The organism is Pantoea sp. V106_11 (assembly GCF_029967885.1).
Taxonomy (GTDB): Bacteria; Pseudomonadota; Gammaproteobacteria; order Enterobacterales; family Enterobacteriaceae; genus Pantoea; species Pantoea ananatis.
The window spans coordinates 397,924-412,122 of sequence record NZ_JASCAK010000020.1; the positions used below are offsets into that span (position 1 = coordinate 397,924).

The window sequence follows — 14,199 nt, forward strand, 5'->3', positions numbered from 1 at the left end:
GGAAGTATGGGATAAGAGTGGAGAAATTACGCGGGTGAATTAAAAATATAGTTTCCACCCGCTAAAGCCGGGCTTTACTGCTCTTTAGGATAAAGAATATTGCCTGCCATATTACCGTAAGAGGTCATGATGTTCTGTTGCTGCGTCGACGTCGTGACCAGAGAGCGCAGCTCTTGCATGCGCTCACCTAATAAGGTTTTCAGCGTAGTTTCGTTATTGAGAATTTGCTCAAGTACGGGGCGAATCTGTGCCCGTTGTAACGCCGAAAGCACACCGGCATCGTTATCACGAGCCACACGCTCGACGCTGCTAACATAGGTGGATTCACAACTCAGTAATGCCTCCCATTGCCCTTGTCTGGCATTTTCCAGCATAGCATTACTGAGCGTGAGTAATTCCTGATACTCTTTTAGCAGCGCGAGTGGGTGACTCATTAAAACGTATCCTGCTGTGGCTGATAGTTAGGGCCAATCTGTTTCCAGGCATCGGCGATGTTATTCAGCAAGCCTTCGACTTCCGCAATGGCTTCGACGTCATTATTGAGGTTGGCCTGTAACAAACGGCGGGTCATATATTCATACAGGTTATCAAGGTTGGCAGAAATCTCACCGCCTACTTCATGATTCAGGCCTGCACGTAAGCCATTAGTGATGATATTAATGGCTTTAGATAAGGCGTTTCCTTTACCCGGGATATCGCCTTGCTCAATTAAGATAGCTGCTTTTTTCATGGCGCTCAGCGCGCCATCAAACAGCATCACAACCAGCTGGTGCGGGCTGGCGCTTAACACCGCGCTCTCCACGCCGACTTGGGCATAGGCCTGGGTACCGGACTTAGCGTACATGCTTACCACTCCTGTTATAGTTTAGCGAACTGCTGGGTCAGATAGTTGCCGGTCTGCGTCATAGAGCTGACGAGCGTTGACAGGCTGGTGAACTGCGTTTTATAACGCGCCATCGTTGCAGCGATTTGGCTGTTCACATTGTCATATTGATCCGACAGCTTTTTCAGTGACGTATTAATGCCGTTGGTGGCATTTTGTACCTGTCCGTCGCTGGCCAGAATTTGTGTCAGCTTGTTATTGGTTTGGGTTGCAAAACCAGTGGTTTTACCGTCACCCGTCAAAAAGTTCAGAACATCTGTTGGCTGATTGGTCAGGGCGTTGTTCAGCTTAGTGCTGTCTACGGTCAGCTTGCCGTTGACATCCTGCGTGATGCCCAGCTGTGACAGGGTGGTCAGGCTGCCGCCAGACTGTGCGCTGGATAACTGACTGCGCAGGCTGGTCTGAATATTACGCAGCGTGTTATCCCCTAACAAATCCCCATTGCCCGTACTCTGCGTCTCACCCGCTTTAACGGCAGTATATTTCGTTTGGTTACCGATCGTGGTCTGCAGCGAATTGTAAGCATCAACGTAGGCCTGAATCGCCGCGGTCATGGGCTGATTATCCGTGGCCACCGTTAAGGTTTCTGGCGTATTCGCTGCGGTGGTTTTCGTCAGGTTGAGCGTGACGCCTTCGGGGGCATCAGTAATGGTATTGCTGCTGCGTGTGATGGACACGCCATTAATCTTTAACTGTGCATCTTTTGCGGCAACCTGTTCGGTCATCGCGTTACTGCTGCCGCCCTGACTGTAATTAATATACTGCGACAGACTGCCATCATTTGAGCTTACCGTCATAGCATTCGCCGTGCCGCTGTCACGCGCAGTCAGGGACAGATAATAGGTATTATCATCGGCTTTAATGATGCTCGCGTTGACGCTGCCTTGCTGCTTATTAATCGCATCGCGAATATCAGCCAGGCTGGTTTGATCCTTCGTCAGTGTCACGGTTAGCGGTGATTTTTGACCGGACTGCGAGATGGTAATGGTGCGCGAAGCCAGGCTCTGATCGCCCAGATCGGTATCTTTACTGGTGGCAGCTTTAGATAGCAGGGACTGAGAAGAGGCCAACTGGCTCACTTCTACAGAATAGTTACCTGCGGAGGCTTTACTCGCCAGCGTGGCAGTAAACGCGGTGTTTGTGCTGGTCACTTTAGTGGCGGCAATAGTCGATGCATTTTGCAATGCCGCAGCAGCGGTCTGGAATTTTGACAGGCCTGTTTTCACCACGCCCCAAGCGGTAAGCTGGGCATTGTAAGAGGACTGTTGCTTAGTAATTGGCGTCAGCTTAGTCTGTTCAGCTGTTTCCAGACTATTGTACAGAGTATTGAGATCGAGGTTAGTACCAGCACCGAGTGAACTTATACTTGCCATGGGTTAATCCTTTACGGGTTATACGCTAAGTAGATTGGGTATCGGCAGCGAGTGGCAAAAGATTAGCCTGTTTTTGATAAATTTAATGCGCCAATAAAGAACGCTTCTTTAATTGTCTTCGCGGGTTTGCCTGCCAGAAAATTCCTGAAATTTTTCCCTAAAGGTTGCTCAGAGGCTGACGATAATCAGGTTGTCGGTGAGCAAACCGAATTCAGACGCCTTAATCTGGCTCAATTTTTAAAGGAAAAACATCATGGCAGTGATTAACACTAACACCCTGTCTCTGGTTACTCAGAACAACCTGAGCAAATCTCAGTCTTCACTGGGTACTGCGATTGAGCGCCTGTCTTCCGGCCTGCGCATCAACAGCGCGAAAGACGATGCAGCCGGTGAAGCGATCGCTAACCGCTTTACGTCTAACATCAACGGCCTGACCGTTGCTGCCCGTAACGCCAACGACGGTATCTCTCTGTCGCAGACCGCTGAAGGCGCGCTGACCGAAGTCAACAACAACCTGCAGCGCGTACGTGACCTGACCGTTCAGGCGCAGAACAGCTCTAACTCAGCGTCTGACATCGACTCGATTCAGGCTGAAGTTAACCAGCGTATGCAGGAAATCGACCGCGTCACCAAGCAGACCGACTTCAACGGCATCAAAGTCCTGAACACCGGTTCAGGTAACAGTACTTATAACTTCCAGGTTGGCGCCAAAGACGGCGAAACGATCGGCATCACTATCAGCTCAAGCGACAGCTTTGACCTGGCAGCAGCAGGTAACGCCTCTACTGGTACTACTCAGAACACCCGTGCTATGGGCACTGGCGACACCGTTAACGGTAACGCGCGTACCACTTCAGCGATCGGCTTCGACGTGCTGAAAGGCGCCGTAACCGGTGGTGCTACTGGCTCAGCATCAGGAACCACGCCGCTGGCTGATATCGATAAAGCGATCAAAGCGGTTGATAACCAGCGCAGCCTGCTGGGTGCGTCTCAGAACCGTTTTGAGTCCACCATCAGCAACCTGAACAACACCGTAACCAACCTGACCGCAGCCCGCAGCCGTATCCAGGATGCGGATTACGCAACGGAAGTGTCGAACATGTCCCGCGCGCAGATCCTGCAGCAGGCTGGCTCTTCTGTTCTGGCCCAGGCCAACCAGGTACCACAGACCATGCTGTCTCTGCTGCGTTAATCGCCGCAAAGCCTGTATTAATAAAAACGCCTTCAGCAATGAGGGCGTTTTTCATTTATAGCCTGCCAGAATCATTTTCAAACGCGTATTCATTCCTTTGGCATTCAACCCAAACCTCTGCTTTCAAAGTATCAAAGATTCAAGGGCAAATGCGGAAGGGCGCAATGGCCTTACGACCTTTAGTGATGTTTTCTGACAGAACGCTCGAACCCCGTGTTCCAGCAGATGAAAAAAAACAGGCATCTCGCGTAAAGTTTTGCTCACTACGGACGATAACAATATTGAAGGCGATAAAGCCGCAGGCCAAATACCTGACCCTGACTTTCTTATTAAAGGATATTCATCATGGCAGTCATTAATACCAATACCCTGTCTCTGGTTACGCAGAACAACCTGAGCAAGTCTCAGTCTTCACTGGGCACTGCCATTGAGCGCCTGTCTTCCGGCCTGCGCATCAACAGCGCCAAAGATGACGCAGCGGGTCAGGCTATCGCCAACCGCTTCAGCTCTAACATCAACGGTCTGACCGTTGCTGCCCGCAACGCCAACGACGGTATCTCTCTGTCACAGACCGCTGAAGGCGCGCTGACCGAAGTCAACAACAACCTGCAGCGCGTACGTGACCTCACCGTTCAGGCGCAGAACAGCTCTAACTCAGCGTCTGACATCGATTCGATTCAGGCTGAAGTTAACCAGCGTATGCAGGAAATCGACCGCGTCACCAAGCAGACCGATTTCAACGGCATCAAAGTCCTGAATACCGGTTCCGGCAGCACCACTTACAACTTCCAGGTTGGCGCGAAAGACGGCGAAACGATCGGTATTGCGATCAGCGCAAGCGATGGTTTTGATCTGGCCTCAGCCGGTCAGTCTGGCACCACTCAGAACACCCGTGCTATGGGCACTGGCGACACCGTTAACGGCAACGCGCGTACCACGTCAGCCATCGGCTTCGACGTGCTGAAAGGCGCCGTCACCGGCGGTTCAGGCGGAACAGCATCAGGAACCACGCCGCTGGCTGATATCGATAAAGCGATCAAAGCGGTTGATAACCAGCGCAGCCTGCTGGGTGCGTCTCAGAACCGTTTTGAGTCCACCATCAGCAACCTGAACAACACCGTAACCAACCTGACCGCGGCCCGCAGCCGTATCCAGGATGCGGATTACGCGACGGAAGTGTCGAACATGTCTCGCGCGCAGATCCTGCAGCAGGCTGGCTCTTCTGTTCTGGCCCAGGCCAACCAGGTACCACAGACCATGCTGTCTCTGCTGCGTTAATCGCCGCAAAGCCTGTATTAATAAAAACGCCTTCAGCAATGAGGGCGTTTTTTTATTTTATAAAAGCATATACCAGGCTAATCACAGTTTTACGACGGCCGAATATTAGCTGAAGTGAAGCAGTACTTTTTTAAGGCTTTCAACCGTTCTGACTATGCTAAGTGGCTTTTAGATAGGGTCCTGCGTGTAGGAAGCTGCAAAACGTTAGCTCCGTCTTCTGGCGCTTGAAACCTCACGCAGCTATCTCATATTCCCATCAGTGGATTTATTACCGCGGCAAAGATTTTTCAGCGGATAGATTGCTACTGTCATCCTGTGGGTTACTATCGTTGATTCTTTTTATAATTTCGTAAAGATAGCTTGTTTTAATTAACTGGCAGAACCGCATTTATTAACCTGGTGTGATTATAACATGCATAAAAAAGGTGATGCGTAGACGGAACTGGGGGTGAGTGTTTCAATTGCGCGATTAAGTATTATTGCGACTGTTTCATTATTAATACTATTAGATTCTTATGGTTTTACGGTAATTCAATGGCTTAGCATCTTTCTCTTCTACAGAAATGCGGTAGTGTAAGAGGTTTACATACTGGTCAGATACAGTGATTTTTCTTTATGTGTTTTTTTAATAATCATCTATAAAACATAAGGTTATGAGTTTTTGGTGAGGTGGATCTGACTGCCAGTAAGGATGATTTTAAAACTCGGTCAATTAATTTTTCGCAAACCTGTTTTTTCCTTTATTAAGATAAAAAATCACCAGTAAGGCTTAAAGTTTTGCGCATAGCGGGCGATAACATTATTGAAGGCAATTAAGCCGCAGGCCAAAAACCAAACCTAAATCTCTTTATGAAGGATACTTATCATGGCAGTTATTAATACCAATACCCTGTCACTGGTTACCCAGAATAACCTGACAAAATCTCAGTCTTCATTAGGTACTGCTATTGAGCGCCTGTCTTCTGGCCTGCGTATCAACAGCGCCAAAGATGACGCAGCGGGTCAGGCTATCGCTAACCGCTTCAGTTCTAACATCAACGGCCTGACCGTTGCTGCCCGTAACGCCAACGATGGTATCTCTCTGTCGCAGACCGCTGAAGGCGCGCTGACCGAAGTCAACAACAACCTGCAGCGCGTACGTGACCTGACCGTACAGGCGCAGAACAGCTCAAACTCAGCCTCTGACATCGACTCGATTCAGGCTGAAGTTAACCAGCGTATGGAAGAGATCAACCGTGTTACTCAGCAGACCGATTTTAACGGCATCAAAGTGCTGAACACCGGTTCTGGCAGCACCACCTATAACTTCCAGGTTGGTGCGAAAGACGGCGAAACTATCGGGATCACTATCAGCGCAAGTAACGGTTTCAACCTGTTCAACACTGCAAGCGCTTCAGGTCAGACTTCAGGCCAGACTATTAACGGTAACGCACGTTCAACCGTAGCAGAGGGCTTTGACGTTCTGAAGGGTACTGTGACTTCTGGTGGCGCGACGGATGGCAATCCATTAGCGGATGTCGATGCGGCGATTAAGGCTGTTGATAATCAACGTAGCCTGCTGGGTGCCTCGCAGAACCGTTTTGAGTCCACCATCAGCAACCTGAACAACACCGTAACCAACCTGACTGCTGCCCGCAGCCGTATTCAGGATGCGGACTACGCGACCGAAGTATCGAACATGTCCCGCGCGCAGATCCTGCAGCAGGCCGGTTCTTCGGTACTGGCGCAGGCCAACCAGGTACCACAGACCATGCTGTCTCTGCTGCGTTAATTCTCATTATAATGCAAGCGAACCCTGCCTTTTGGCAGGGTTTTTTTTGTCTTTTTTTCGCTATTGATAAGCAAGAATGGTGCGCTTTTATAGTGTTTTTGCGCCGATTGACTCCTCTTGACCTGAGTAGAATAAATCTATCTGGTTATTTTAATGACGTGTGGTCAGCAGGAGAGGGTATGAAAAACAATATAATGGTGACCAGTCCATTGCTTCCGCCTCTGGAAGAATTTATGCCTTATCTTGAAGAGATCTGGCAGAGCAAGCAATTGACGAATGGCGGCCCTTTTCACCAGCAGCTTGAACAGGCATTAGCCGAGTATTTGGATGTCAAGCATCTTTGCCTGTTTGCAAATGGTACCCTCGCATTGGTTACTGCCTTACAGGCGTTGCGTATCTCTGGTGAAGTCATCACTACTCCCTTTTCCTTTGTTGCCACCTCACACTCTTTACTCTGGAATGACATAAAGCCTGTATTCGTCGATATCGATCCGATAACGTGCAATCTCGATCCGGCTAAAATCGAGGCGGCGATCACGCCTCAAACGACAGCTATATTGCCAGTTCACTGCTATGGTATCCCCTGCAACATGGACGCTATTCAGGAAATAGCCGATCGGTATGGTCTTAAAGTTATTTACGACGCAGCTCATGCCTTTTCTGTGAAGCAGAATGGTGAAAGCATACTGAATCATGGCGATCTTTCAGTATTAAGTTTCCATGCGACTAAAGTCTTTAATACCTTTGAAGGCGGAGCAATCATTTGTCCCAATGAGAAAATTAAGCGTCGCATCGATTATTTGAAAAATTTTGGCTTTGCAGATGAAACAACTGTTGTTGCCCCGGGCATTAACGGAAAAATGAATGAGATCCAGGCTGCATTTGGCGTATTGCAACTAAAACATATCGATTATGCGCTGGACTGTCGCCGGAAAATTTTTGAGAGATATGTTGCGGCCTTAAGTCACCTCAAGGGCATTTCTTTTAGCTTCATCCCTGCTAACGTGGACTGGAATTATGCTTACTGTGCGATTTTTATCGATGAAAGCCAGTTCCCACTTTCTCGCGATGCTATGTATACACTTTTTAAAGAAAAAAATATTTATGTCCGCCGCTATTTTTATCCATTGATTTCCGAATTCCCAATGTATAAAGGCTATTCGTCTTCATCTCCTGATAATCTTCCTGAAGCATCCTTACTGTCTAAGCAAGTTCTATGCTTGCCGATCTATCCGACTTTAAGTGAAGAGAGTCAGAATGAGATTATTCACGTCATTCTGACCGCCGGTCATGTTAGAGCAGCGTAAATAAAAATTTTGCGATGTTTCCACATCGTCATTGAGGCTTAGTATGTCAAAAAGTAATCTGGTGTCTATCCTGATCCCTGCATATAAAAGTGATTTTATTGAGGATGCACTAAAAAGTGCTATGCAGCAGGATTACCCTGAAATTGAAATCATCATCTGTGATGACAGTAGCAGCGATGAACTTGCTCGTGTCGTCGAGCGAGTCAGTCAGGGGAGTTTACATCAAGTTCACTATTATAAAAATGAAACACGCCTTCTTGAACTGGGTAACATAGAGCGGTGTTTATCATTTGCCCAAGGCGAATATGTTAAATTTTTATATGACGATGATATACTGCGTTCTGATTGTGTAAGCCGATTAGTCAAAGCACTTAATGCTTCTCCAGATATCGTTCTTGCCTCCTCGCGGCGGCAGCGTATTGACGAATCTGGTTATGTCATGGCTGATATCATGGCCACAGCGTATCCGTTCCGTGGCGATGTTATTTTAGAAGGGCGGGATGTTATTTCATTCCTTTGTGATTACATCATCAATTTCATTGGTGAACCTTCCTGTGTACTTTGTCGCCGCGAAGACTTAATAGAATTAAATCACAATCCTGTTTACCTGAATGGTCAGGTTCTGCCTTATCTTTATGACCTGTGCATTTATGTGAACCTGTTAGTCAAAGGTAATCTGGCTTTTATCAGTGAGCCGCTTTCACAATTCAGGGTATCTGAAAGCCAGGTCAGCCATCAGGCGTCGTCTCAGGCAGATATTGTTTCTAATACTTATCAGCAGTTTCCGTTAATGATCGAGCAGTTAGGATTGTATAAGGGCGATCCTAATGAGAATCAGTCAGTGCGCGTTACGGCCCTCACTCATCCTCAGAATTATATCAATTGTAATCTTCTAGCTGCGATGAGCAGTGCATTACACCTGTCTGATGGCAATCGTGCGAATAAGAGCTTAAAAGAGTGGCTGGCATTACGCACCGTCACCGAGCTGGATTCAGCAAGGATTAATGATTACATCGGCAGTCAGATGTTTAGTACGCAGATTACGGTTTATATCTTATCGAATGGGGCCGATTCGTTATTAGTTGAACAGTCAGTAGATGATATTAATAAAAAACGCATTTCAGGCCTAACGCTAGTCCCTGTTATTGTTAATAATAGCAAACCCTTATCCTGCAATGCTGAAGCCATATCTGGAAGAAATGATGCTGAGGCAATAAATTTACATATCCAGCAATGTCAGGAACAATGGGTTCTGGTGATTAACGCGGGAAGTGTGCTGACTGAGAGTGGTCTGCTGCAACTTACGCTGGCATTGCCTTCCGCAACGGGCTGTAGCGCTGTTTATGCTGATGAAATGTATCAGCAAGAAGGTGATATCACAGGAACCTCTTTCCGCCCGGATTTTAATCTGGACTTACTGTTAAGTCACCCCGCTGAAATGGCACGCCATTGGCTCTTCAACCGTGAGTGTATCATTAACTTAGGCCTTTTTGATACGCGCTATGTGAATGCATGGGAGTTTGCAGGCATAGTCAAACTTATTGAACAATATGGTACTAACAGTATTGGCCACCTCCCTGAACCACTTGTGATTTCTCATACTTTTTCGCTTAATACCAATCCAGAGCATCTGGATATTCTGAGCGCCCATTTGCGTCAGAGGGGATATCCAAATGGTTGGGTCAAAAATACTTGGCCAGGCTTGTATAATCTTCGATATGAGCATACCGAAAAGCCACTGGTGTCAATTATTATTCCGACTAAAGACCAGTTACCCATTCTGATAACGTGTGTCACGTCACTGCTTGAAAAAACGGCTTATAAAAATTATGAGCTTCTCATCGTCGATAATAATAGTGAAACGGCTGAAGCGAAGCAGTGGTTGTCGGGATTAGAAACGATTGACCCTGAACGCATAAAGGTCCTGCGATTCCCTTATCCGTTTAACTATTCTGCTATGAATAATTTGGCCTCGCGCGAAGCGCGAGGGGAATACATGGTGCTGTTAAATAACGATACAGCCATTATTGATGGCGCATGGCTTGATGAGCTTCTCAATCATGCCCAGCGTCCTGAAGTAGGTATCGTTGGCGCTAAACTTCTTTTCCCTAACAATACGATACAACATGCGGGCGTTTTACTAGGCCTGAGAGGACCTGCAGAACATCCCTTTATTGGTGAGCCCGCAGAGGCAAAGGGCTATATGCGCCGCTTGATGGTCGATCAAAACTACGCTGCGGTGACTGCGGCCTGTCTCATGATTCGTAAGTCCGTTTACGAGTTGGTTGGCGGACTGGACGAAGACAATTTTAAAGTTTCCTATAACGATGTTGACCTGTGTCTCAAAGTCCGTGAACAAGGCTATCTGACTGTATGGACCCCGCACGCCATCGTAATGCACGAAGGAAGCGTCAGCCAGAAAAAAGTGGATAAGTCCACACAAGAAAAAAAGATCAAACGATTTACAGATGAGCAGGATAATTTTTATAAAAAGTGGCTGCCGCTTATTGCGAACGATCCTTCTTATAACGCCAACTTGTCACTTAACGGCAGCGGTTTTGAGCTGGAACAGGCTTTGGATATGACCTGGAAGCCATTGTCATGGAAACCGGTGCCGACCATTATTGCGATGATGGCGGATTTCACTGGTTGCGGCCAATACCGAATTATTCAGCCATTGAAAGCAATGAAGGCAGAAGGGCTGGTACAAGGGCGTCTTTCGGATTATATGCATCATACGGCGGAACTTGCCCGCTATGCTCCTGACAGTATCGTCTTACAAAGACAAATTACCCAGGAATCTCTGGAATGGCAGCGTCGACTGGGTGTTTTAAAAAATACCTTTAAAATCTTTGAACTGGACGATTACTTACCTAACCTGCCAATGAAAAGTATCCATCGTGCTAATATGCCGAAAGATATTTTAAAATCTCTCCGCAAAGCATTGAGCCTTGCAGATCGTTTTGTTGTGTCAACACCGGCTCTGGCTAATGCATTCGACGGAAATCATCACGACATCCGTGTTGCTGAAAATCGCTTGCCTGTTGAAACGTGGGCACATCTTACCAGCTTACGTGGCCAGGGAAAAAAAACGCGTGTCGGTTGGGCTGGCGGGTCGAGCCATACGGGCGACCTGGAAATGATTGCGGATGTTGTTCGCGCCTTTGCTGATCGGGTTGAGTGGGTCTTTTTTGGCATGTGCCCACCAAAACTCCGTCCATATATTCATGAATACTACAGCGGTGTGGAGATAAAGAAATACCCTGAAAAACTGGCTTCTCTGAATCTTGATTTAGCACTGGCACCGGTTGAGGATAATTTATTTAACCGCTGTAAAAGTAATTTAAGATTACTCGAATACGGCGCATGCGGTTATCCCGTCATTTGCAGTGACGTGGAGTGTTACCACTATGATTTACCCGTCACACGCGTAAAAAATCGCTTCAAAGACTGGGTTGAGGCAATCGAGATGCATCTTGACGATCCGGAAGCCTCCCGTCGTTCGGGTGAGGCATTGCGACAGGCAATCCATAAAGACTGGATGCTTACAGGAGAGCCTCTCCGGCATTGGATGAATATGTGGCTGCCTGATTAATGCGTGTGGACATGCTAGAAAGTTTAAAAGAGGGCTTGCCGCGGGTAAGCCCTCTTGATTGTTTATACAGAATTCAAATCGATGGGGCTCAGTCCTAAGTTAGCATCATCCTTAACCGTAGATGTAAGATAAACCGAGTTTTCCCATACTCTCAAAAACGCGTTTTTGATATTTTGTATTGATAAAGGATCAAGACAATGACTCAAGTCTCTAAAGTGGCAACGGATGCACGGCTAACCGCCCAGGCTCAACGTTTACTGGTTGTATCTGATAATCAGGAACTTTCCCTTTATCTAAAAGAAGAACTTGAAAAACAATCCTTCGAGCGGCCTTTCAACGCTGACTTTTGCTACACGTCATTTAATACGAATCCGCAGCAGATGATGGCCATGGGGGCAACGAAAATTAATATCAAAGATGAATTCACAGTTGAAAGGATCATCAATGAGTATGATTTAGTTTTTAGTTTGCACTGTAAGCAAATTTTTCCTGCCAAGCTGACTGATAACGTATGCTGCATTAACTTTCACCCCGGCCTCAATCCTTACAATCGCGGATGGTATCCTCAGGCTTTTTCAATCATAAATGGTCTGCCTACAGGGGCGACGATTCATTTGATGGATGCCGAAGTTGACCATGGCGATATTATCGATCAGCAGGAAGTTGAAGTAAAAATGTCAGATACGTCCTTGACAGTTTACAGGAAAGTCATTGCAATCGAAAAGCATCTTATAAGCAGGAATATTTTTACTATAATCACAAGGTCGTATACAACAAAAAAACCGCAGGCAGAGGGTAATTATAACGGGATTAAGGATTTTAATGCGCTGTGTGAATTAGATTTGAATTCTATAGGTACGCTTGATGAACATTTGAAAATATTGCGTGCAACAACGCATGGTGATTTTAAAAATGCTTTTTTTTGTGATGAAAAAGGTAGAAGATTCTTTGTTAGAATAGTCATCGATGAGGCGTTTTGACAATTAATTTTTTCTTGAAAGAGTTTAGGGTCTAATGTGCGTTATGAGTGACTGGTTCGTGTTTTAAAAAACTGTAAAGTGAAGCGTTATGCATTAAATATCTGAACAATATCATTGTGTTTTCTGAGATAATCAATTTTTATCTCTAGCCTTTCTGAATTTTATTGCGGATTTTTAATTATTATTAATGGGATCAGTCCCTTCGTGCGGCATAAAACAATTTTCTATTTTTAATGTTACAACATTTTTTCCACTCAAGTAACAACCTTTTAAAACAGTGTTAATGGGTTAAGTAAGTCTTTTGTAAGTTAACGAAAGCTAAAGTAAGGGTTGGAAAGATTAAAATATTGGTCACAACAGAATTGGATGATGATGACTTTTTCTATGTAATGTTTATTTATCAGTCAGTTTTTTAATGTTCAACTGACTGATACTCCTTAAGTATAAATATTGCAGTAATGCCCCTCTGTTAAGAGGCTATTTTATAATTTTTAGAAATTGTAAGGAGATAATTTTGCCAGTCTGAAGGGTGTATATTAAATTCTTTGATTTTATCACAACATAATAGTGAGTTTGTTGGCCGAACCGCCGCAGACGCATAGTCTCTACCAGAAATACCAAATACTGAAATTTCTTTTTTAACTGCAATAAAAACAGCTTGTGCAAATTCACACCAGCTAACAGGTTCATCACCACAGTAATGATAGATACCCCGCGCATCTTGCTGTAAGGCAAGACGAATCATAGCCCAGGCCAGATCGCCTGCGTAGGTAGGACAAGCATACTGATCATTGACCACCTTTATCTCATGCTGCGTTTCCGCTAAATGGAGCATCGTGTTAACAAAGTTATTTCCATATTCGCTGAAAACCCAGGAGGTACGAAGGATGACGGCTTCGGATGAAATATCCAATACGCGTTTTTCACCCTCCCACTTACTCAGGCCATAAAAATTAACCGGACAGGGCTGATCGCTTTCAGTGTAAGCAGTTTTTGTATTGCCATCAAAAACGTAATCAGTTGAAACATGAATCAGGCGTGCGTTGACCAGTTTTGCTGCTTGTGCCAGATTTTCAGGACCAATCGCATTCACCTTCAGCGCGCGGGTACGATCGGTTTCTGCTTTATCGACGGCCGTGTAGGCCGCAGCATTCATGATGACATCAGGTTTGAATTTTTTGACGACGCGCATAACCGCACAGCGGTCAGTAATATCCAGTTCTGCCGAACCACACGCCAGCGTGATCCAGTCAGCGGGAAAACGATCCAGCAAGCAACGCCCTAATTGGCCATAAGCCCCTGTAAGTAAAACGCGCATTACACCAACTCCTGCAGTGATAGTCCTTGTTGATCTTTTACCGACAATATCGGCTGTTCTACAGGCCATTGAATTGCAAAATCAAGGTCATTCCACATCAGGCAGGCTTCATCCTTAGGATTAACATAGTGAGGACAGGTATATTCAAAATCAGCAATGTCCGGGCGCGAGACGAATGGATGCAAGTGCATCAAAAGCGAAAGGGGAAGAGAGAGCATGGGTTTGTCATAGAACGGTAGCAGTTGCTCAGAGACGCCGCAGGTTACAGGATGTAATCGAGAACCTGTTCCACCAGCCAGCACTATGCCTTTCATCATTCACTTCCTCTATACCCGATCTGCATCTGCAGAGTGATGGTGAAAGAATACGAGTGTGCAAGTGAAATTAATGGCAAGAATAACCGATAAAAAAGCAGGTAAAGTAAAGGATAAGAACACCGCGCGCCCCTGAACAGAGAGGGAGATAAAACAAACAGGCGTGTTTTATGTTGCACTAATGCAAA

Annotated in this window: 11 protein-coding genes and 1 pseudogene; 6 read left to right on the plus strand and 6 right to left on the minus strand. The window is 46.1% G+C overall.

Features of this window, described 5'->3' with window-relative positions:
* Positions 1 to 74 precede the first annotated feature (74 nt).
* Genes fliT through fliD form a run of 3 tightly spaced genes read right to left on the minus strand, consistent with a single transcriptional unit; the run spans position 75 to position 2,256 of the window.
* Positions 75 to 434 carry a flagellar protein FliT gene (fliT, locus tag QLG08_RS03240; protein WP_013026163.1) on the minus strand — a complete coding sequence of 120 codons (360 nt, stop codon included), beginning with the start codon at positions 432 to 434 and terminating at the stop codon, positions 75 to 77.
* On the minus strand, positions 434 to 844 hold the full coding sequence (fliS, locus tag QLG08_RS03245; protein WP_014605569.1) for a flagellar export chaperone FliS: 411 nt from the start codon (positions 842 to 844) through the stop codon (positions 434 to 436). Before fliS ends, fliT begins: the two co-directional genes overlap by 1 nt.
* A 14-nt stretch (positions 845 to 858) precedes the next feature.
* Complete coding sequence (gene fliD, locus QLG08_RS03250) at positions 859 to 2,256, minus strand: flagellar filament capping protein FliD (RefSeq protein WP_014605570.1); 1,398 nt, start codon at positions 2,254 to 2,256, stop codon at positions 859 to 861.
* A gap of 253 nt (positions 2,257 to 2,509) precedes the next feature.
* Here fliD and QLG08_RS03255 point away from each other — a divergent pair, with 253 nt between their 5' ends.
* From QLG08_RS03255 to QLG08_RS03280, 6 genes are all read left to right on the plus strand, one after another.
* Positions 2,510 to 3,448 carry a flagellin gene (locus QLG08_RS03255; RefSeq protein ID WP_015700072.1) on the plus strand — a complete coding sequence of 313 codons (939 nt, stop codon included), beginning with the start codon at positions 2,510 to 2,512 and terminating at the stop codon, positions 3,446 to 3,448.
* A 345-nt stretch (positions 3,449 to 3,793) separates the two neighbouring features.
* Positions 3,794 to 4,726 carry a flagellin gene (locus QLG08_RS03260; protein ID WP_015700074.1) on the plus strand — a complete coding sequence of 311 codons (933 nt, stop codon included), beginning with the start codon at positions 3,794 to 3,796 and terminating at the stop codon, positions 4,724 to 4,726.
* An 865-nt stretch (positions 4,727 to 5,591) separates the two neighbouring features.
* Entirely contained in the window at positions 5,592 to 6,497 is a 906-nt protein-coding gene (locus QLG08_RS03265; RefSeq protein WP_015700075.1) for a flagellin, read from the plus strand.
* 179 nt (positions 6,498 to 6,676) lie between these two features.
* The gene (locus QLG08_RS03270) at positions 6,677 to 7,804 is read left to right on the plus strand and encodes a DegT/DnrJ/EryC1/StrS family aminotransferase (protein ID WP_015700076.1); all 1,128 of its coding nucleotides are present in this window, start codon (positions 6,677 to 6,679) and stop codon (positions 7,802 to 7,804) included.
* 43 nt (positions 7,805 to 7,847) lie between these two features.
* Complete coding sequence (locus QLG08_RS03275) at positions 7,848 to 11,399, plus strand: glycosyltransferase (RefSeq protein WP_282472803.1); 3,552 nt, start codon at positions 7,848 to 7,850, stop codon at positions 11,397 to 11,399.
* 197 nt (positions 11,400 to 11,596) lie between these two features.
* Complete coding sequence (locus tag QLG08_RS03280; protein WP_064352471.1) at positions 11,597 to 12,379, plus strand: dTDP-4-amino-4,6-dideoxyglucose formyltransferase; 783 nt, start codon at positions 11,597 to 11,599, stop codon at positions 12,377 to 12,379.
* A 469-nt stretch (positions 12,380 to 12,848) separates the two neighbouring features.
* On the opposite strand, the gene rfbD is transcribed toward QLG08_RS03280, so the two are convergent.
* The 3 genes and pseudogenes from rfbD to QLG08_RS03295 form a co-directional block, all read right to left on the minus strand.
* On the minus strand, positions 12,849 to 13,697 hold the full coding sequence (gene rfbD, locus QLG08_RS03285) for a dTDP-4-dehydrorhamnose reductase (protein ID WP_015700079.1): 849 nt from the start codon (positions 13,695 to 13,697) through the stop codon (positions 12,849 to 12,851).
* The gene (locus QLG08_RS03290; protein WP_238493460.1) at positions 13,697 to 13,888 is read right to left on the minus strand and encodes a dTDP-4-dehydrorhamnose 3,5-epimerase family protein; all 192 of its coding nucleotides are present in this window, start codon (positions 13,886 to 13,888) and stop codon (positions 13,697 to 13,699) included. Before QLG08_RS03290 ends, rfbD begins: the two co-directional genes overlap by 1 nt.
* Positions 13,886 to 14,014, minus strand: a pseudogene (locus tag QLG08_RS03295) (sugar phosphate nucleotidyltransferase); the annotation flags it as partial. The pseudogene QLG08_RS03295 and the gene QLG08_RS03290, both read right to left, overlap by 3 nt.
* Between the last annotated feature and the right edge of the window lie 185 nt (positions 14,015 to 14,199).